This is a genomic window from Acidimicrobiales bacterium (genome assembly GCA_041394185.1).
Taxonomy (GTDB): domain Bacteria; phylum Actinomycetota; class Acidimicrobiia; order Acidimicrobiales; family Poriferisodalaceae; genus JAAETH01.
The window spans coordinates 224,122-242,683 of record JAWKIQ010000001.1 but is presented as its reverse complement, the minus strand read 5'-3'; the positions used below and the strand labels follow the sequence as shown (position 1 = coordinate 242,683).

20 protein-coding genes are annotated in these 18,562 nt (G+C 65.0%); 10 read left to right on the top strand and 10 right to left on the bottom strand.

Annotated features, from left to right (window positions below; translation table 11 throughout):
* Nucleotides 1-166: 166 nt before the first annotated feature.
* Entirely contained in the window at nucleotides 167-3,379 is a 3,213-nt protein-coding gene (locus R2770_01145) for a BTAD domain-containing putative transcriptional regulator (GenBank protein MEZ5279051.1), read from the bottom strand.
* Between the two features lie 359 nt (nucleotides 3,380-3,738).
* Between R2770_01145 and R2770_01140 the strand changes: the two genes are divergently transcribed.
* Complete coding sequence (locus R2770_01140; protein MEZ5279050.1) at nucleotides 3,739-4,254, top strand: GNAT family N-acetyltransferase; 516 nt, start codon at nucleotides 3,739-3,741, stop codon at nucleotides 4,252-4,254.
* A 41-nt stretch (nucleotides 4,255-4,295) separates the two neighbouring features.
* On the opposite strand, the gene R2770_01135 is transcribed toward R2770_01140, so the two are convergent.
* The 5 genes from R2770_01135 to R2770_01115 form a co-directional block, all read right to left on the bottom strand.
* Complete coding sequence (locus tag R2770_01135) at nucleotides 4,296-4,658, bottom strand: SRPBCC domain-containing protein (protein ID MEZ5279049.1); 363 nt, start codon at nucleotides 4,656-4,658, stop codon at nucleotides 4,296-4,298.
* Between the two features lie 199 nt (nucleotides 4,659-4,857).
* Complete coding sequence (locus R2770_01130) at nucleotides 4,858-5,274, bottom strand: SRPBCC domain-containing protein (GenBank protein ID MEZ5279048.1); 417 nt, start codon at nucleotides 5,272-5,274, stop codon at nucleotides 4,858-4,860.
* 61 nt (nucleotides 5,275-5,335) lie between these two features.
* A complete protein-coding gene (locus R2770_01125; protein MEZ5279047.1) occupies nucleotides 5,336-5,722 on the bottom strand; it encodes a metalloregulator ArsR/SmtB family transcription factor in 387 nt (128 codons plus the stop codon).
* Nucleotides 5,723-5,754: 32 nt separating this feature from the next.
* The gene (locus tag R2770_01120) at nucleotides 5,755-6,609 is read right to left on the bottom strand and encodes an SDR family oxidoreductase (GenBank protein MEZ5279046.1); all 855 of its coding nucleotides are present in this window, start codon (nucleotides 6,607-6,609) and stop codon (nucleotides 5,755-5,757) included.
* Entirely contained in the window at nucleotides 6,606-8,480 is a 1,875-nt protein-coding gene (locus R2770_01115) for an NAD(P)/FAD-dependent oxidoreductase (GenBank protein ID MEZ5279045.1), read from the bottom strand. The genes R2770_01120 and R2770_01115 overlap by 4 nt, the downstream gene beginning before the upstream one ends.
* A 26-nt stretch (nucleotides 8,481-8,506) precedes the next feature.
* Here R2770_01115 and R2770_01110 point away from each other — a divergent pair, with 26 nt between their 5' ends.
* On the top strand, nucleotides 8,507-8,914 hold the full coding sequence (locus R2770_01110) for a nuclear transport factor 2 family protein (GenBank protein ID MEZ5279044.1): 408 nt from the start codon (nucleotides 8,507-8,509) through the stop codon (nucleotides 8,912-8,914).
* Here R2770_01110 and R2770_01105 read toward each other — a convergent pair.
* Together R2770_01105 and R2770_01100 are read right to left on the bottom strand one after the other, a co-directional pair.
* Nucleotides 8,889-9,392, bottom strand: coding sequence for a nuclear transport factor 2 family protein (locus R2770_01105; protein ID MEZ5279043.1), 504 nt, complete (start codon nucleotides 9,390-9,392; stop codon nucleotides 8,889-8,891). The genes R2770_01110 and R2770_01105 overlap by 26 nt on opposite strands.
* Nucleotides 9,389-10,597, bottom strand: coding sequence for a CaiB/BaiF CoA-transferase family protein (locus R2770_01100; GenBank protein MEZ5279042.1), 1,209 nt, complete (start codon nucleotides 10,595-10,597; stop codon nucleotides 9,389-9,391). Before R2770_01100 ends, R2770_01105 begins: the two co-directional genes overlap by 4 nt.
* A gap of 158 nt (nucleotides 10,598-10,755) precedes the next feature.
* Here R2770_01100 and R2770_01095 point away from each other — a divergent pair, with 158 nt between their 5' ends.
* The 8 genes from R2770_01095 to R2770_01060 all read left to right on the top strand — a co-directional run bounded on the left by R2770_01095 (nucleotide 10,756) and on the right by R2770_01060 (nucleotide 16,821).
* Nucleotides 10,756-12,576, top strand: coding sequence for an NAD(P)/FAD-dependent oxidoreductase (locus R2770_01095; GenBank protein ID MEZ5279041.1), 1,821 nt, complete (start codon nucleotides 10,756-10,758; stop codon nucleotides 12,574-12,576).
* 66 nt (nucleotides 12,577-12,642) lie between these two features.
* Nucleotides 12,643-12,810, top strand: a complete 168-nt coding sequence (locus R2770_01090) for a hypothetical protein (protein MEZ5279040.1) — start codon at nucleotides 12,643-12,645, stop codon at nucleotides 12,808-12,810.
* Nucleotides 12,807-13,769: a 2-dehydropantoate 2-reductase gene (locus R2770_01085; protein MEZ5279039.1), complete on the top strand. Its 963-nt coding sequence runs from the start codon at nucleotides 12,807-12,809 to the stop codon at nucleotides 13,767-13,769. The genes R2770_01090 and R2770_01085 overlap by 4 nt, the downstream gene beginning before the upstream one ends.
* Before the next feature lie 41 nt (nucleotides 13,770-13,810).
* Nucleotides 13,811-14,860, top strand: a complete 1,050-nt coding sequence (locus R2770_01080; GenBank protein ID MEZ5279038.1) for a hypothetical protein — start codon at nucleotides 13,811-13,813, stop codon at nucleotides 14,858-14,860.
* A 38-nt stretch (nucleotides 14,861-14,898) separates the two neighbouring features.
* On the top strand, nucleotides 14,899-15,180 hold the full coding sequence (locus R2770_01075; protein MEZ5279037.1) for a hypothetical protein: 282 nt from the start codon (nucleotides 14,899-14,901) through the stop codon (nucleotides 15,178-15,180).
* Nucleotides 15,181-15,213: 33 nt separating this feature from the next.
* On the top strand, nucleotides 15,214-15,462 hold the full coding sequence (locus R2770_01070) for a hypothetical protein (GenBank protein MEZ5279036.1): 249 nt from the start codon (nucleotides 15,214-15,216) through the stop codon (nucleotides 15,460-15,462).
* An 8-nt stretch (nucleotides 15,463-15,470) separates the two neighbouring features.
* Complete coding sequence (locus R2770_01065) at nucleotides 15,471-15,911, top strand: hypothetical protein (protein ID MEZ5279035.1); 441 nt, start codon at nucleotides 15,471-15,473, stop codon at nucleotides 15,909-15,911.
* The gene (locus tag R2770_01060) at nucleotides 15,904-16,821 is read left to right on the top strand and encodes a hypothetical protein (protein ID MEZ5279034.1); all 918 of its coding nucleotides are present in this window, start codon (nucleotides 15,904-15,906) and stop codon (nucleotides 16,819-16,821) included. Before R2770_01065 ends, R2770_01060 begins: the two co-directional genes overlap by 8 nt.
* A 175-nt stretch (nucleotides 16,822-16,996) precedes the next feature.
* On the opposite strand, the gene R2770_01055 is transcribed toward R2770_01060, so the two are convergent.
* On the bottom strand, nucleotides 16,997-17,767 hold the full coding sequence (locus R2770_01055; GenBank protein MEZ5279033.1) for a hypothetical protein: 771 nt from the start codon (nucleotides 17,765-17,767) through the stop codon (nucleotides 16,997-16,999).
* A 78-nt stretch (nucleotides 17,768-17,845) separates the two neighbouring features.
* A complete protein-coding gene (locus R2770_01050; GenBank protein ID MEZ5279032.1) occupies nucleotides 17,846-18,511 on the bottom strand; it encodes a helix-turn-helix domain-containing protein in 666 nt (221 codons plus the stop codon).
* Between the last annotated feature and the right edge of the window lie 51 nt (nucleotides 18,512-18,562).

Sequence of the window (18,562 nt, the reverse complement as noted above, 5' to 3'; positions counted from 1 at the left end):
GTGGCTTCGCCGAACGAATCACTTGACCTTGGTTGACCGCTCGCAATGCCCCCCAAAGGCCTTTGTTGGCGAAGGCTCGCAGCAGGCCGCGTCAGTCACGCGTCACCTGAGCATCGCGTCCGGGTTGGAATCGGCGGTTGCAGGTGCACGACACCAGCAGCGTGGGTCAGGCCTCGAGTGCCCTGTCGACTTGAGCTACCAAATCGCCAACCGTCAACGTCTCGGCCCCCACAGCGATACGTGCGAGGTCGGTTTGGTTCGGCATCCCGGCGACTTGCGAGCGGACATAGCCGGTTCGATTGCGCTCGCGTGCCGCGGCAGCCGCCAGGCTGGCCGCGATCTGGGTCCGGCCAACACCTGTAGCCGCAAGGGCCAGAACTTCCAAGGAGTCGATCATGACCAGAGCGAACCCGTGGCCGATAGCTGCCTCGAGCGCTTGTCGACCGACCGCGAGCGCTTTGGCATGGCGGTCGTAGCTCAGTTCGAGTAAAGCCTCGGACCAGTGGGTCAAACAGCTCAACAAGGGCACTTCGTTCATGGCCGCTACGGCTGATGAAGCGGTGTCTATGGCCGACCGGGCTGCGTCGAGCCGACCGGCCGCCACCAGCGCCGACACGACCGTGCCGACCTGGTTGATGTGGCTGATGGGTACTACATACGCCATCTCCCAGAAGGCTTCGGCTGCGTCGGCAGAGCCTGCGACGTCGCCGCGGATGCTGGCGGCGTAGTGGCGGACGAGAGGTTCGAGGAAGCCCAGGATCTGAAGGGTTCCGCGTTCAGACCATCGGACTGCGAGGTCGACCAGTTCCGTCCGGCCAAGACTTGCTCCCGCTTGAGCTATCGCGGCTGCTGCCGTGGCCGTGAATGCCGGATCCGCAGGCATCTCGGTCCCGACGGCAGACAGCGCCGTTCCCCACCGTCCTCTCGCAAGCTCGACGTGAATGGCTCCGGCGAACCCGTTGCCGACCGAATCGACGGTGAACTCGGTACGGTGCCGTTCGATCATCGCCTTGACGGCAGCGAGGTAGGTGTCGGCACGATCCAGCTGACCCGACATGGCGAGCATGTACACGGCAAAGCCCGCGTAAACCGACACCTCTGGATCGTCGCCACGCTCGATCACCTGATCGACATAAGAGCAGATCGGCTCCATGTTGCCGCGATAGGCCGGGACCATTGCAGTGCCGCGGTTCAGCCAACCTCTGGCCCGCGACGAATCCTCAGGAACGCAAGCCGCCACGATCGGAAGCACATCGGTGACATCGATCTGGGCGCCGGTCGCCGCAGCGAGGAGGCTTGCCGTAGCCTCGGCCCAGGCGGGACGAAGGTCCGCGTCGAACTCGGTGGTGACCAACCAGTTCCAGGTGTCGGCCAACTCGCGATGGTGTCCCAGGGTGCTGCGGAAGCTCGCCAAACCTGCGCAGATTGCGAAAGCCGATCTTGGATCGTTCTCTCGCGCCCACGCCATCGCGGTGACCACGTGTTGCATCTCGGCCAACACCGGCTCGCGTCGAATGCCGCGACGTCCTGCACCCACGTCGGTCGCCCATTGAGTGAAGTACTCCATGTGGCGGGTGCGAGCCTGCCTGCGCTGGGCTGGGTCGCACCTACGGTCTACATACTCTCTGACCAGCTCGAGGAGGCGGTACCGACCCGAACCCGGGTCGAACTGGACGAGGTTGCGGTCAACCAGGGCAACCAGCAGGTCTCGTCCCCGAGTCGACCGGTCGCCTATCACTGCCGTTGCCGCATCCAGGACAAACGGGGCGTTGAACACCGCCAGACATTCGAGCGCACTCGCTTGGTCGTCCGAAAGCAACGAGATGCTCCACTCGATGCTTCGCTCTATCGTGCGATGCCGAGGAGTCGTGTCGGTGTTGTCCACCGTCAGCAGAGATACCGGTCCGTAAAGACCCTCGAGAACCTTCGCCAGGGGAAGGTGCCTGGCGTGTGCGGCGGCGAACTCGATGGCCAGCGGAATGCCGTCGAGGCGACGACATATCGCAACCACTGCCGCCACCGAACCAGGATCAAACTCGACCGACCCACCGGCGTCCTCGACGCGGTTCAGGAACAGTGCTGTCGCGGGGTGTTTCTCGAGTTCGGCTGCGTCTTCGACCGTGGCCGGAGGAAGACCCAGGGGCCGGACCAGGTACTCGCGTTCTGCGGTAAGGCCGAGGCGCACGCGGCTCGTGGCCAAGACACAAAGGACGCCACAATCGACCAGCGTCGAAACGACCGAACTCGCACCGTTCGCAACATGCTCGGCGTTGTCGAGCACGACCAGCATCTGGTCACGGGTCGAAGCCTCGAGCGACAAGGCTGTCATGGGGTCTCGGCCGGGAGGTGCCGCCGGGGCTAGAACCGCCAGCACCGCCTCCGCGACCAGGTCGTCGGACCCGACCACAGCGAGATCGACCCAGACGACTTCGGTGCCACTCGCAGCGACCTCCATGGCCACGTGCTGGGCGATTCGGGTCTTACCCACTCCCCCTGGTCCTGTCAGCGTCACGAGCGATCGTTCGAACACCAGACCGCGAACCTGCGCCACTTCGCTTTGCCGACCGACAAGTGGAGTTGGTGGCCGTGGCAGCTGCGCTGGCCGGTTCAGCCCAGCGGGTCGAGCCACCGCAGCGACCCTCGGCCGAAGCGCCTCGACCGCATCAGAGTCACCTGCGAGGATCGACTGCACGAGCCGGGTCAAGGAGGCCGATGGGGCCACCCCCACCTCTTGATCGAGCAACTGACGATAAGACTCGTACTCGCGAGTGGCTTCCGCCGTACGGCCAAGCGCCGTGAGCGCCCTGATGCGTGTGGCTCGTGGTGCATCGCTGAACGGGTCGCGATGGATCAAGTGCGCGAGGCGCTCGAGTGCAACCATGCCGCGACCTTCTTCGAGATGGATGTCGGCCACCTCCAGTTCGGCCCGGCTGCGCATCTCAGACAGTTGAACAACCTCTGCCAGGGCCCACGGCTCCGAAGCGAACTCCGCATATGCGTCGCCACGCCAGAGCTCGAGGGCAGCTTCGAGGGTCGCCAAACGGTCCCCCGGGTTGCCCTCGGTCTCGACCGCGTGTCGGAACCTGCCGACATCGGTTTGCGCCCCGACCAGCCGGTAGCCGATTGCCGCCGTAGCCACGACGTCCGAACCGATCAGGCGCCGCAGCCGAGCGATGCTCGTGCGAACTGCGGCCGGGGAGACCGACAGGACATCTGCGAGAAACGGCAACGACACGACCGCGCCACCGTAGGAGACGAGAACCGCCGCCAGACGGCGCAACGTAGCGCTGGGCAACACAACCTCAGCGCCCGAAGAATCGAAGGCGATCAGGGGCCCGAGGACGCCAAGCCTGAGCCCTTCTGTCGCCGATCCCGCCACCCTCCAAAGCTAGTTCAACATCATTTCGGGGCGCATGTGCAGTGCGAGCGCAGCGCCCGCGTGCTGGCCCCGGATCGGCTCAGTCGCCGTCGGTGCGGCCGCCGCCGCTTCTGGGGTCAGATCCCGCTCCTGGACGACCCCTATCCGACCCCAGATCGGGCCTTTCGCCGATCGTCATCGAAGCTGGCGAAAGCGCACGGCACTGACTCGGCGTCCGCTTACGATCCCTCGCCTTCTCCAGTGGACGCGGCCTCGAGACGACCGAAACGAGCCGTGAGAAAACGTCCCCGCGGGGACGTTTTCAACCCCCTGGAGTCGTTCGACTACTAGCACCGTGCCTGGCTGATACGTTCCGGTTCATGTCCCGGTCCGTTCTTCGGCTACGCCCTCTTCGCAGCGACGACGAAGCGGAGTTCTTGGCTGGGCACCGGACGATGCTGGCGACCGATGGGTGGTCCTTCGCACTCGGACTCGACGAGTCGGTGTCTTGGAACGACTACATTGCGCGGCTCAGCGACATCCGTCGAGGCATCAACCTGCCTGCGGGTATCGTTCCCGCGGCGTTCCTGGTGGCCGAGGTCGACGGGCGCATCGTCGGACGTACGTCCATTCGGTTCGAGCTCAACGATTGGCTCGCTCGTCAGGGCGGCCACATCGGATACGGGGTTCTACCCGATCATCGACGCCTCGGCCACGCAACCGAGATCCTCCGGCAGTCGCTGGTGATCGCCCGCAGCGAAGGAGTCGAAAGGTCACTGCTTTGCTGCGACGACACCAACACCGCTTCGGCAACGGTGATAGAGCGGTGCGGCGGCCAGCTCGAAAGCGTCGTCGATGGCGACGGCGGCCCAGTCCGGCGGTACTGGCTGCGCTGAAGCCGCTCGACGTGCAAGGGTCGCCGGTGGTGGCGTTCGCGTCAGGCGTCGCGATCGATCACGCTTTCGAGCCTGCGGTAGCTGGCTTCCATGCCGTCGACCATTCCGGTCCCCAGCACCGCATCGCGCATCTCGACGTTCGGGTACGTGATGACGACGCTGAGGAGCGTGCCCCCATCTAGTGGGGTGAGGGTCATCTCGTTTGTCGTTCCCGGACCGTCCATCCCGATCATCTGCTCGGTTGTGACGGCCCGGTGTGGCGGGTCGGATTCGAGCAGATCGCCGGTGAAGCCGAAACGTCCCGGCGATCCGTCCTCGGGTTCCCATTCGTACCGGAAGGTCTCGCCGACCTCGGTGGCGGCCTGGCACACCGGCATCGTCCAGCCGTCGGGTCCAGCATCCACCGCTGCAGCAGTTCGGGCTTGTGATGTGCCCGCCACACCTCGTCCACCGAACCGCGGACGATCCGCGAGACCCGGATCTGAAGCTCGGAGAGAATCTGAACTTCGGTGCCACGCCCGGCGGCGAACGACTCGAGGTCGGCCAGCACATCGTCTATCTGGCCCATTGCCGACTTCATGCCTTCTTCCATGCCCATCTCGATCAGCCTCTCGAGTTCGTCGACCGAACCAAATGCGTCGTGATGACAAGACGCGACCCCGCGTCGGTGTCCTCGAACGAGAACGTCATCCGCATCGACGGCATCTCGGTGTTCTCGTGCCCGTCGGGCTCGGCGAACCCATCACGCACCTCGAAGAACCTACCTTCGTCGACGGCAAGGAACTCCCAGAACCCGGCCGATCGCTCACCGTCGGGTCCGGTCATGTAGTACTCGGATCGTCCGCCAGGAAACGCGTCGTGACGGGTGAACGTCGCAGGCCACTCGACCGGACCCCAGAATCGCTCGATCTGGCGGGGGTCGGTGTATGCCTCCCACAGGCGCTGACGAGTGGCGGCGAAGTCGGCGACGATGGTCAGGGTGACGGCGTCGAGATCCTTCTCGACCGAAGTGATCGGCATGGGTGTTGTCCTTGTGTCGGGGTTCGGGTTTCGTTGAGTGGACGGCGGTGTGGCGACGGCGTCACTCGTCCTCGGCGAGCAGGGCGTCGAGCCGATCAATCCGCGACCGCCAGATCTGCTCGTACCGGTCCAGCAACGCCTGAGCACGGCGGATGGTGTCGGGGTTGGCGCGAACGATCCTTTGGCGGCCAACCGAACGTTTCGTGACGAGATCCGCTTCTTCCAGCACCGCGACGTGCTTCTGCACGGCGGCGAAGGACATGTCGTACGCGGCCGCGAGCTCAGAGACCGACGCCTCACCAGCCAGCGTTCGTCGCACGATGTCGCGTCGGGTCGCATCGGCCAGCGCTCGGAAGATCCGGTCGACCCGGTCATCGCTCAGTTCATCGGCTCCACATACAACCATATGGTTGTACATTACGCACAGACCGCTGTTTGTCAACGGCAAGGGTTGAACAACAGCGCGCCAGCGCCTGTAGCTCAGCGACCCTCGGGGCGATACATCTTGATGGGGCGGGCAGCCGTCATGTTCGAGTGCTGCTTGTTCCAGGGCTTGCCGGCGAACGCTCCCCCGTCGACCACCTGCGCGTGACCGGTGATGTAGCTCGACTCGTCGCTGGCGAGGAAGACCGCTGCGTTGGCGATGTCGACCGGATCACCGATGCGACCCAACACCTGGGTCTTGCCGAATCTCGCCTTCATCTGGGCGAGCTGCTCGTCTGTCGCCTTGGCGAAGCCGGCGGCCAGCGGTGTGGCGATGATGCCCGGGCAGATGCAGTTGCAGCGCACGCCATATTCGCCCAGTTCCAGTGCCATGGACTTGGTCATGTGGATCACCGCCGCCTTGGCCACGCTGTACAGGTGGGGCGACCAACCCGCTTGCAGCCCGGCGACCGACGCAGTGTTGATGATCGAACCAGATCCCTGTTCGCGCATGATCGGCGTTGCGTGCTTGATCCCGAGGAACACCCCCTTCACCAGCACATCGAACGTGATGTCGAAATCGTCGACGGTGAGCGTCTCGACCGGGCCGATCGCCCCGCCGAATCCGGCGTTGTTGAACATGATGTCGAGGCGTCCCCACTTCGCCAGAGCGGCTCCGACCATGGCCTCGACATCATCTTCCCGGGACACGTCGGCCTGGAAGAACTCGGCGGCATCGCCCAACTCTTCGGCCAGCGGAACGGCCTTCTTGTCGGTCATGTCGGCGATCAGGACCTTCGCGCCTTCCTCGACGAAGCGCCGTGCGCTGGCCGCCCCGATACCGCTGCCGGCCCCGGTGATGATGGCGACCTGGCCTTCGAGGCGACCCGACCTCGCGTTCTGTGAAGTCACGGCATGCTCGCTTTCGATTCGTCGCTGCTGGTGGTGGTGAAGCGCAGTTGACAGCCGGGCAGCGAGCCGTCGTCTCTCCAGTCCTGGAGGATCTGGAAGAAGCGAACCGGCCCCGCTCCGTAGTTGGCAGCGAAGAAGCCGTTGCCGTTGCCCGCCTTGCCTTCGTTGTTGTAGTAGCCGGGCGTGCACTCGGCTCGGAACCGTTCGCCCATCCGAGCCTTGTCGATCATCTCGTCGACCCACTCCTGCTCGGCTTCGGGGGTGACCTCGACGACCGTCGCGCCGCGGTCGCGTGTGGTGGCCAGGATGTGACTGATGTGGACGGCCTGTTCATTGAGCGTCTGAGGAACGTTGACCGTCACCGCCCCCTGGGTGAATCCCATGTGGAACGAGTTGGGGAAGCCGGCGGTCTGCATCCCGTGCAGCGTGCGCAGCCCATCGGCCCACTTGTCGCTGAGGGCGAGGCCGTCCCGGCCTATCACGTCGTAGCCGGCCCGCCGGGTGTAGGACGTCCCCACCTCGAAACCGGTGGCGAAGATGATGCAGTCCAGCTCGTAGTGCTGCCCATTGGCGACCAGTCCGGTCTCGGTGAATCGTTCGATCCCCTTGCCTTCAGTGTCGACCAGGTGCACGTTGGGCCGGTTGAACGTTGGCAGGTACTCGTCGTGGAAACACGGCCGCTTGCAGAACTGTCGGTACCAGGGCTTGAGCCGCTCTGCGGTCTCTGGATCGTCGACGAGCTCGTCGGCTCGCCGGCGGATGGCCTCCATCTTCTTGTAGTCGGCCATCTCCATCAGACGGCCCTTTTCCTTGCCGGTGAGCCGTCGCCCCAGCTTCTCCGATGCCGTCTTGGCCGCTATGCCCGTGAGGTTGCGGAAGATGTCGGTCCATCCGTCATTGACCAGATCTACATCGGTCTTCGCCCCGATCACCATGCGGTTGAAGTTCTCCATCCGGCGGTACTGCCAGCCGGGCTCGAGAGAGTCGGCGAAGTCGGCTGGTGTCTCACGGTTGTTCCGCACGTCGATCGACGACGGTGTGCGTTGGAACACAAAGAGCTCGAGGGCCGACGCGCCGAGATGGGGCACACACTGCACGGCGGTGGCACCGGTTCCGATGATGCCGACCCGCTTGTCGGCCAGGCCGGTGAGTCCACCCGAATTGTCGCCACCGGTGTATGCGTAGTCCCAGCGACTGGTATGGAAGGTGTGGCACTGATAGTCGTCGATGCCCTCTATCCCGGGCAGTTTGGGGCGACTCAGCGGCCCGGCCGCGGTGATCACCACCCGAGCAGTGAGCTCGTCGCCTCGATTGGTACCGATGTGCCAGACCCCGGCTTCGTCGTCCCATCGCATCGCCGTGACCTCGGTGGACATCAGCGCGTTGTCGTAGAGCCCGTAGTGGCGGGCGATGTTGCGCGAGTGCTCCATGATCTCGGGCGCGTACGAGTACTTGTGCTTGGGGATGTAGTCGAGCTCCTCGAGCATCGGCAGGTAGCAGTAAGACTCGACGTCGCACATCGCACCCGGATAGCGGTTCCAATACCAGGTGCCGCCGAAGTCACCTCCCTTTTCGATGACCCGCAGGTCGTCGAAGCCGGCCTCGCGCAGCCGACCGCCCATCAACAACCCACCAAACCCGCCACCGATGATGACGATGTCGGTGTGATCGCGCTTGGGCTCGCGCTCGGAGGGTTCGACGTACGGGTCATCGACGTAGCTGCTGAAGTCGCCGGTGACCTCCACGTATTGGCTGTTGCCGTCGGGTCGCAGCCGCTTGTCGCGCTCGGCCAGGTAGCGGGCTTTCAGCGCCTCAGGATCGAAGTCGATCTCGCCGAGAGTCTGTTCCAGGACCTCTTCGAAGGTCGTCACGATGCTGCCTTTCGGTACTGTTGGACATGGCCATCCCCAACAACGATCCGATCTCGGTCGCCGACCGGCTCGAGCTGCACGAACTCCCTGGCCGCTACGGAGATGCGATCGACGACCGCGACTGGGACAGGCTCGACCGCATCTTCACCGACGACGCCGTGTTCGACCTGACCGATCTGGGTGTCCCTTTGCTGGAAGGGCTGCCTGCGATCAAGAGGTTCATGGACGAGGACGCCAGGCACCCCAAGACCCACACGATGACCAACATCTACGTCGATGAGACCACCGATGGCGTGAAGCTGAACTTCCGGATCATCGCCCTGCAACCGAAGGGGCTGGCGGGCACAGCGTCCTACTACGACGAAGTCGTCAAGACCGACGAAGGTTGGCGCGTCGCTCATCGGGTGGTCACGCTCCGTCGCCGTCCGAGATGAGCTTTCTGCCCCGGCGGACGGCCTCGCGCATGAGCGCTCGGTTGCCCTCCTCGCGGAGCAGCCGCAGCCGCACCACGACGAGTTTCCAGCCGTCGTCGGTGCGGACTGCGTCGTCGAAGTAGGTGCCGTACATCGTGTAGCGGTCACCGCCCTGCCCGGTGTGCAACCAGTGCTCTGCTCGCATGTGTGCGGTGATGGTGGCCCGGTCACCTTCGATGGTGAAGCGGTGCGACCCCATGAAATGTTGCGAGCGTTCGAGCCCGGCGAACAAGACCTTGGCGTTGGCCACCACTCGGTCGGCGGGGGCAGCACGCGGTGGCGGGTCGGGCTGGTAGTCGCTCATGTCCATCGTGACCTCGTCGGCGAACACGCCGCGCCACAGCTCCCAGTCCTCGTGATCGAGCCCGAACGCGTACCGATGGAGCAGGTCCCTCAGGTCCGACTCGTCCACCAGGCGCCGCACCAGTTCGTCGCTCACGCCCCGGACCTCTCGACCCACTCGTCGGCGCTCAAGGCAGCGATGCCCTCGGCGCTCACACCGAGCCACTCGTCGAGCACCTCGACATTGTGCTCGCCGCGAAAGGCGGCGACCCCGACGTCGGAAAGGTCGGTGGCCGACATTCGGTAGGGGTTGCGAATGACCGGTCGAGTGCCACCGGCCCGATCGTCGATGTCGACGACGGTCTGACGATGCACCAGCGTCGGCGACTCCAGAACCTGGCCGCACTCGCGTACGTCGGCCCAGGCCAGGTTGGCGCGGTCCAACGCTGCGATCACCGTCGCCCGGTCGGGCAGGCTGCACAGGTACTCGCTTATAATCGCCCGCCGGGATGCGATCTTGACCGACACGTCGGCGTCGGCCGGGGTCGGGTCGGACAGTCCGGCCGTGGCCGACAGCTGATGCCAGATCCAGCGCAGGCCGCCGGTGAGCATCTTCGGCCCGTCACCGGTGGGCCAGACCTCACCGTTGAGCGACTCGCTGCGCCGATGGCCATCGAGGGCGTTGATGATGATGTCGGCAGAGAAGGTCATGGCATCGATCATCGCCATGTCGATGTACTGACCGATGCCGGTGGCGTCTCGGGTTCGAAGGGCGGCCAGCACGGCAATGACACCGTGCATGCCCGACAGCACGTCTGCGGCACTGAGCTCTATGTCCAGCGGCATCTCGTCATCCTCGGCAGCCGGCAGGATCCCCGACTCGGCGTGGATGATCGACGCATAGGCGGCACGCTGCGACTCGGGACCGTCCTGGCCGAAGCCGCTGATCGACAGCATGATCAGTGAAGGTTTGTTGGCAGACAGGGTCTCCCAGTCGAGACCGAACCTGGTCATCACCCCGGGCCGGAAGTTCTCTATGACGATGTCGGCCTGCTCGGCCAGCCGAGCGACCAGCTCGGGGCCGCCGGGCGCGTTCAGGTCTATGCAGACGTTGCGCTTCCCACAGTTCTGCTGGGTGAAGTAGGTCGACAGTCCTGCGATCTTGCGACCCCACAGACGGGTGACGTCGCCATCGGGCGGCTCTACCTTCACCACGTCGGCGCCGAGATCGCTGAGGGTGCGTCCGGCGATGGGCCCGGCGAACACCCGCGTCAAGTCCAACACCCGCACTCCATCGAGCGGCTTGGGAAGTGCAGCAGGAGCAGCGTCGAACGTCCTCGAGACATCCGCCTCGTTCTGCATGTGTGGCCCCCTTCGAGCGGTCGAGACCGCCGAAGCCGATCCCCATCCCCGAGATTTTGCCGAACCTACAAGTGTCCTGAAGACTGAGCAAATGGCCAGGGCTGCGTCTGCACTGCCCAGACACGCCCGCACCGAACCGAGTACCGAGGTCATCCGACATGGCAACTGACGGCGAATCGAACATGGCGACTGACGCCGCTTCGAACACAGCCAAGGAAGACAAGTTCACACTGAACTTCGACGCCTCCGACCGCAGCGACCGGCCACCTCAGGAGTACTACGACCGCATCAAGGAGAAGTTCGCTCGAGAGCGCGACCTCCGGCTCGGCTATCGGCCGCCTGGCACCGAGATGTACAGAGATCTCGACGGCGCCATGGCCGACCTCGCCCGCGATCCCTACGCCGACGACTGGGTCGAACGAGAGCCGATCGTCGACGGCGAAGACGACATCGTCGACGTCTTGTTCATCGGTGGCGGGTTCTCGGCGCTGCTCACCTCGGCCAGGCTCCGAGAACGAGGCGTTCAGAGCATCCGCATCGTCGAACGCGGGGCCGACGTGGGCGGCACCTGGTACTGGAACCGCTATCCCGGCGTGGCGTGCGATGTGGTCTCATACGACTACCTGCCGCTCCTCGACGAGATGGACTACGTCCCTTCACGTCACTACGCCGAGGGGCCCGAGATATTTGCCCATTGTCAGGCGATCGCCCGCAAGTACGACCTCTACGATCTCGCGGTCTTCCAGACCACCGTCACGTCCACGGTCTGGGACGAAGCGGCAGCGTGCTGGAACATCACGACCGACCGCGGCGACTCGATGCGGGCCAAGTTCGTGGTGTGCGCCAACGGCACCCTGGCCAAGCCGCGCCTGGCACGGATCGACGGCATGGAGAAGTTCGGTGGCCGCGCGTTCCACACGTCGCGCTGGGACTACGACTTCACAGGGCCCGACCTCGAGAAGCTCGGCGATCTGCGGGTGGGCATAATCGGCACGGGCGCCAGCGCCGTTCAGATCATCCCGCATCTGGGCGAGCACGCGAAGAGCCTTCACGTGTTTCAGCGCACCCCGTCGTCGATCGACATCCGCGACGACTGGGAGACCAGCGAGGAGTGGGCGGCAAAGCTGCAACCCGGATGGCAGGCGGCTCGCCGGGCGAAGATCGTTTCGAAGTTCAGAGAACAGGCCGAACGTCGCAGCACCCTGAAGCCTGGCGTCACTCGTGAGGAGAAGATCCGCCGCCAGGAGAACAACAACATCGATGCCATGATGCGCATCCATCGGCGCATCGACGAGGTTGTCGAAGATCCCGAGACCGCTGAGGCTTTGAAGCCCTGGTACATGCTCATGTGCAAACGGCCGTGCTTCCACAACGACTATCTCCCGACGTTCAACCGGCCGAACGTCCACCTGGTCGACACCAAGGGCAAGGGCATCACCGAGATCGGGGAACGAGGCCCGATCTTCGAAGGCACCGAGTACGAGGTCGACCTGCTCATCTACGCGACCGGCTTCGAGGTCCAAAAGACCGGCATCTACAACCGGATCGTCGGCGAGGGTGGGGTCGACCTCGACGAGAAGTACGGCGAAGGCATTCGCACGCTTCTGGGCATCCACACCGCCGGGTTCCCGAACCTCTTCATCATGGGCGGCTACCAGGCGTCGTTCCAGTTCAACTTGACCGACCTGCTGCAGGTGCAGGGCGACCATATCGCCAACGCCATCCAGTACGCCCGGGCCAACGGGTACGACACCATCGACGTGACGCCCGACGCCGAGGAGTGGTGGGTCCAAGAGGTCATCAAACACCGAGGCAAGACCAACCGCAATGCCGAGTGCACGCCTGGCTACTACAACTTCGAAGGCCAGGAGAATCGTCGGCAGGACGGCAACTACAACGGTGGGTTCCCCGCCTACATCGATCACATCGCAACGATCGAGGCCAACATGGACGACCACTTCGTCTTCACCACCGACTGAGGGCTACTCGTCAAGCCCGGCACGGTTCGCCTGACGATCGCCGAGCCCAATTCAAAGGAAACGATCTTGCAACACACGACGATCAAGGCGCGGGGCCTCGAGTTCGACGCGTTGACCGATGGCAAAGACGCGAAGAGGTTCGGAAACGAGAGGGCCGAGTTTGCACGCATGCTGAAGGCTCCCGACTTGTCGGCAGAAGCGTCCGCGCTGTACCTGAGGACCCACGCATCATGAAGATCTGTGTGGTCGGTGTCGGAGCGGTCGGGGGCCTGATCGGCTCGCGACTGTCCCAGGCCGGTCAGCGGGTGTCGGCGATTGCCCGAGGCGACACCCTCGCCGCCCTGCATGCCAACGGGTTGGGCCTCGAGGTCGACGGCGAACTGCACCACTACCCGGTCGAGGCCGCGGCCGACGCCGCATCGCTCGGCCAGCAGGATCTGATCGTCGTGGCCGTCAAAGAGCCGGCCTTGCGTTCGGCCGCCGAAGCAATCCAGCCGCTGATGGGCCCGCAAACCCGGGTGCTGTTGGCGATGAACGGCGTTCCGTGGTGGTTCTTCGACGGCAGAGCAGGGCCGCTGGAGGGGGCGACGCTGGCATCGGTCGATCCCGACGGTCGGCTTCGCGACCTCATCCCAACCGGGCAGGTCATCGGCTGTGTAGCCCACCTTTCGGCCACCAACCCCGCGCCGGGCGTCAGCCACCACCGCTTCGGCAACACCTTGATCGTCGGTCAGCCAGACGGTGGCATTTCGCCACAGACCCAGGCCGCCGCCGATGCACTGAACCAGGCCGGTTTCGACGCCCCGATCGACGCGTCGATACAGCAGCAGATCTGGTTCAAGCTGTGGGGAAACATGACCATGAACCCGGTGTCTGCCCTGACCAGAGCCACTACCGATCGCATCATCGGCGACCCCCTGGTCAACGACTTCTGCATGCGGGCGATGAGCGAAGCCGCTGCGGTAGGTGAAGCAATCGGACTTCCGATCGCTCAGTCGCCAGACGAGCGCAACGCCGTCACACTCGAACTGGGGGCCATGAAGACGTCGATGCTCCAAGACGTCGAGGCCTCCAAGAGCCTCGAGGTCGAGGCCTTGATCGGCGTGGTCCACGAAATCGCCCAGCGGGTCGGAGTCGAAACCCCGACCATCGCCGCCATCTACGGCATGGCCCGCCTCCTGGCAAACCGTTGACGTCTACCTTCGACGCTGGCTGAGTCGGTAGAACAGAAGCGATGACGACCGGGGCCTTTCAGACCAATCGAGTCTCCTTTGACGATCCGTTCGCGCTGCAGGAGCACTTCCACTCCCAAGGCTGGACCGACGGTCTGCCGATCGTGCCGCCCACCCCAGACGCCGTAGCTGCATGCCTCGAATGGGCCCTGCTCCCAGCCGACCACCTCATCGGGGTCGAGCCGGTCCGCGAGCGGGCGATCACCGCCGAGAAGGTGGCCATAAATGCCGTGATGGCCGGATGTCTGCCGTCGCACTTCCCCGTCGTCGTCACGGCCGTCACCGCGATGCTGCACGACGAATTCCTGCTGCACGGCGCCACCGCCAGTACCGGTGGCTGCGCGATCCTCGCCGTGGTCAACGGTCCGATCCGCCTCGAAGCTGGGATGAGCGCCGGGTTCAACGCTGTCGGGCCCAGCGACCGGGCCAGCACCTGCATAGGCCGCGCCATCCGGCTCGTGCTCGGCAACCTGCTCGACGTCCGGCCCGGCGAGATCGACCGGGCCACCCTGGGGCATCCCGGCAAGATCAGCTTCTGCATCGCCGAAGACGAGGAACACACCACGTGGGCGTCGCTGGCAGCCGAACGCATCGGCGACCCCGACGCCTCGGCCGTCACCGTGATGGCCGCCATGGGACTGCGCCAGATCATGAACGAGTGGACCACCGAGCCCGCCGAGATCCTCGACACGTTCGTCGCCGAGATCAAGGCCAACATGGCTACCTACTCGATCTGGGGCGGCAACTACGCCCTGGTCATCGCGCCCCAGCTCCGGGCCCACTTCGAGGACGCGGGCTGGTCAAAGGCCGACATCCGCCACTACGTACACGAACACGCCTGGATTCACCGACGCGAATGGGCAGACGTCGGCAAGGCCAGCGCCGTCGGCGCCAAGGGCGACCGCGTCTATCGAGCACTCACCGAACCCGACGACCTGCTCGTCATTGCCGCCGGCGGTCCCGCAGGCGGATTCGGCGCCGTAATCCCGCCATGGCTCGGCACCAAGTCGCGCGCCGTCACCATGCCCGTAGGCGCATGCATCGACTGCTGACCCGTCCCAGGAACAGAGAGAAGAGAGACCAAGACCCCGTGACCATCGAAGTCCTCATCCCCACCTACGACGAACGCCCCGTGGTCTTCCAGCCCGCACCGCGGGTCGCCAGCCTCGAGGGCTCGACGGTCGGCATCATCTCCAACGGCAAGCAGGGCACTGCCGCGTTCTTCGACGCCATGGAGGCCGAGCTGCGCGACCGGCACCGCGTCGCCGACGTAGTGCGACTCACCAAGCCGAACTACAGCGCCCCCGCCCCGGCTGGCTTGATGAGCCAGGCCAGACACTGGCACGCACTCATCGCCGGCGTCGGCGATTGAGGCAGCTGCTCGTCGTGCAGTCTGCACGACGCCGTGTCCGGTGAACGCGCCGACATCCCCTCGGTCAGCGTCATGACCGAGAAGTTCGTCACCGCCGCCCAACTCATGGCTACGACCCTGGGCGCGCCCGACCATCCATTTGTCGTCATTCCCCACCCCATCAGCAGCGCCGACCCCGAGGCATTGGCAGCCGCCGCCCGCACCGCCACAGCCGCCTGCGTCGAGCTACTCACCGGGCAGTCGCCTCGCCGGCCCGGCGACCCTCGGTCTCCGACACCATGATCGCTCGGATGCAGCGCACCGGGGTGCAGACATTTCGGGGCATCGTCGCGGCAACAGACTGCGACCCCCAGGGGCAGATGACCATGGTTGGTTGGGCCCGAGCGGTCAGCGATGCGCTTACAGGAGCTCTGGCTGTGCTTGGAGTCGACCAAGCTGTCGGCGCCACCGGGCCATCGTTGCTGGAGTCCGAGCAACGTATTCACGTCATCGCCCCCGTCTCGGTCGGCGAGTCGATAGAGATCGTGAGCGGCCTTGTCGCCGCCGAGCCCCGCGAGCTCACTTTCGCCCATCTCGTGTCATCGGTCTCGGCCTTCCGGTCGTCGGCCGTTGCCCGTGCTTGGACGACCGTCGCACCGGTCGGCGGGGCGGAAATCGATCAGCTGAGCCCCGACCTGATCGCAAGGTGTGAGCGTCAAGTCCTCACCGAGAGCGAGGTGTTCGGTGAGTGACCGGGTGCTCTGGAGAGGGGTCGTGCGCCACTGGCAGCGAGGACAGGCTGGCCACATCAACATCCAGCACTACGCCCAGATCGCCGACGACTGCAGTCGCGCACTGGGCCACGAACTCGGATTCGACGCCCAGCAAGCGCGGAGCGCAAGCACGGTCGTGAGGTGTGCGAGCGAGCAGTTCCGCTTCTTGGTCGAGCTCGTGCCCGGCACCGCGGTCTTCGCAACGGGAGGCGTCGAAGAGATCGCAGACGGCTGGATCGTCCACCACGGAACGGTGCGGCGAGTACTAGACGACCGAACCGTTTGCTTGTTTCGTCGCCGTATCCGCCCGTTTCGAGCCGACGGAGGTGGGTTCGCCGACTGGGCTGCGCCAGCTCTCGAGCAAGCCGCATGCCTCGAGGTCGAGCCACCCGATGGGCCTGGCCCGATCGTCGGACCAACATCGGCGGTGGGTGGGACCGAGACCTACCGAGGCACCGTTGAACCCCACGAGTGCAACGAGTTCGACCTTCTGCTCGCTCGAGGACTCTGGGACAAACTGACCCGCGCCCTCTGGGCCACCCAAGCGGCCATCGGAGCCGATCGCACAACCTTCCGAACGCTCGGGCTCGCAGGAGGCGCCGCCGTCTTCGACCTGACCCATCACAGCCAGATCTCGCTTGGCACCCCCCTCGTCATCCGGACCTCGGTCATGGAGGTGCGGGACAAGTCCCTGCGAATGGAACACCGCGTGCTGAACGCTCAGTCAGAGGCAGTGCTCGTTCGGGCCCGGTACGTCTTGGCGTTCGTCGATCGGTCGTCCGGCGAGCGAGCGGCAATTCCAACCGAGATCCGGCGGCGAGCCGAGGCGCTGCGAGCTGACCATCTTCGGCTCACAACGGAGAACGGTCGGCAACACCACCTCGGGTGACCAGACCCGCCCGCGGGCGCGTTTCGTAGCTTTGAGTGGTCGCACCTTCACCTGCCGTCGTGGAGACACCGGGCTGATGCAGCCCACGCCAACTATGCCCGCCGGCGATTCTGGGGGCGGATCCGGTTCGTGATCGACCGCGATCCGACCCCAGATCGAGTCGGGCGGCGCCAAGTCACAGGTCCGCGAGCAGCTCGCAGAGTTGGTCGAAAGACATGCCGAAGCGAGCATCGCATCGTGGGGCAAGCCGCTCGATCATGTCGTCGAGCTTGCCCACGAGCAGAAGCGCATCACCCGAGCTGCTATCGACGTGGGTGTCGAAATGCGCCTGAACCCGCGCGTTGCCTACCGCGGGAATCGTCTCGTACGGTCCCGCCGGGTATGCATCGTGAAGTATGCCCGTCGTCGGGTTGAACATCTCGCCCTCCCGTCGCCCTAGGGCACTGAACTGTTCATACAGCACAGCTGATACCTCAGTTGCCACGATCGGCACGATGTCGTCGTCGAGCCATGGGTAGCAGCCGAATCGCTCGAAGCTGTGCCCCACGATCGGGCTCTGCGTTCTCGTCGCCCACCACTGGCATCCCATCGAGCGGCCAATCGCGATGCGAAGCAGCAGCATCTGCTCGTAGAGTCCTCGTCCCCTGAGGCTCGAGTGGATGGCAGACAGGCTGAAGTAGAGGGTCCGGCCGTGCTCCAGCTCGAAGGGGTCGGCCGTGGCCAGCGCCCGTACCCTGCCGTCAGCGAACTGGTAGGCGCCAAAGTTTGGCCCCAGGCAGTGGTGGATCAGGTCCTCGTCCCCAACGTACGGATCGAGCCCCGGGAACGCGTCGCGCACGAGCTCCCTGAGGTCCGGCATCAACGAAGCGATCCGCTCCTCAGGCATCGCGGACGCCGGGGAGCGCCACACCTCGATCTGTGCCCCTCCAACCATCAGCTGCATCATGGTGCTCCTCAACAGTGCGACGACTGCGATGAAGCTAACGCACACGCAGAGCGACCTCGCCCGAGGGCACTGAACCGCTCAGGCGAGAACCGGCGTGCGGGTGTTCCAGGTCGGGAAGGCTCGGACGAGTGAGCGGTTGCCGCTGACGGTGATCTCGCCGCTGCGGACGGCACGGGACCACGACAGGACACCTCGGTGCCAGTCGACAAATGCTGCCGAGCGGGCGACTACTCGAAGCTCGGGCTCGCCCCCGGGGTCGGTAGCGCAGACCTCGGCACCGCCGTCTTGAACCAGAAGCCAGAAGTACCGGTTGCCCTCTCGCTCGTCGGGGAACTCGAAGTGCACGACCACCCGACCTGCAGGCAAGGCGCCGTGGTTGAGCTGCACCCGACACCAAGCCCACAGCGCAAACCCGGGATCGGTGTGTTCGGGCATCACTTCAACCCATCTCTCCGCCCAACGGCCCAAGCTGTCGACCACGCCGACCAGATCGGCGCCTGCGTCGGTCAAGGCGTAGGTCGAGCCCTGGCCGTTGGGCTTGGGTGACGAGGTGATCACCCCAGCCCGCTCGAGCTCTCGCAGACGTTTCGTCAGCATCGATCGTGACATCGTCGGCACCCCCTGGGCGATCGCCGAGAAGGTGGTCGCCCCGAACATCAAGTTGCGCACGATGAGCAGGCTCCACCGTTCGGCCAAGATCTCGGTGGCCCGGGCGATAGGACAGTACTGCCGGTAGCTCGCCATGCCGTCCAGCCTGACCTACCAAGGTCCAACAGTCGAGTTCTATTTTCGCGC

Excerpts from the sequence above, each read along its gene's own strand:
- R2770_01095 (MEZ5279041.1), top strand. The coding sequence starts at position 10,756 with ATGGCAACTGACGGCGAATCGAACATGGCGACTGACGCCGCTTCGAAC.
- R2770_01130 (MEZ5279048.1), bottom strand. The coding sequence starts at position 5,274 with ATGCCGATCACTTCGGTCGAGAAGGATCTCGACGCCGTCACCCTGACC.
- R2770_01050 (MEZ5279032.1), bottom strand. The coding sequence starts at position 18,511 with ATGGCGAGCTACCGGCAGTACTGTCCTATCGCCCGGGCCACCGAGATC.
- R2770_01100 (MEZ5279042.1), bottom strand. The coding sequence starts at position 10,597 with ATGCAGAACGAGGCGGATGTCTCGAGGACGTTCGACGCTGCTCCTGCT.
- R2770_01055 (MEZ5279033.1), bottom strand. The coding sequence starts at position 17,767 with ATGATGCAGCTGATGGTTGGAGGGGCACAGATCGAGGTGTGGCGCTCC.
- R2770_01065 (MEZ5279035.1), top strand. The coding sequence starts at position 15,471 with ATGCAGCGCACCGGGGTGCAGACATTTCGGGGCATCGTCGCGGCAACA.
- R2770_01080 (MEZ5279038.1), top strand. The coding sequence starts at position 13,811 with ATGACGACCGGGGCCTTTCAGACCAATCGAGTCTCCTTTGACGATCCG.
- R2770_01140 (MEZ5279050.1), top strand. The coding sequence starts at position 3,739 with ATGTCCCGGTCCGTTCTTCGGCTACGCCCTCTTCGCAGCGACGACGAA.
- R2770_01085 (MEZ5279039.1), top strand. The coding sequence starts at position 12,807 with ATGAAGATCTGTGTGGTCGGTGTCGGAGCGGTCGGGGGCCTGATCGGC.
- R2770_01110 (MEZ5279044.1), top strand. The coding sequence starts at position 8,507 with ATGGCCATCCCCAACAACGATCCGATCTCGGTCGCCGACCGGCTCGAG.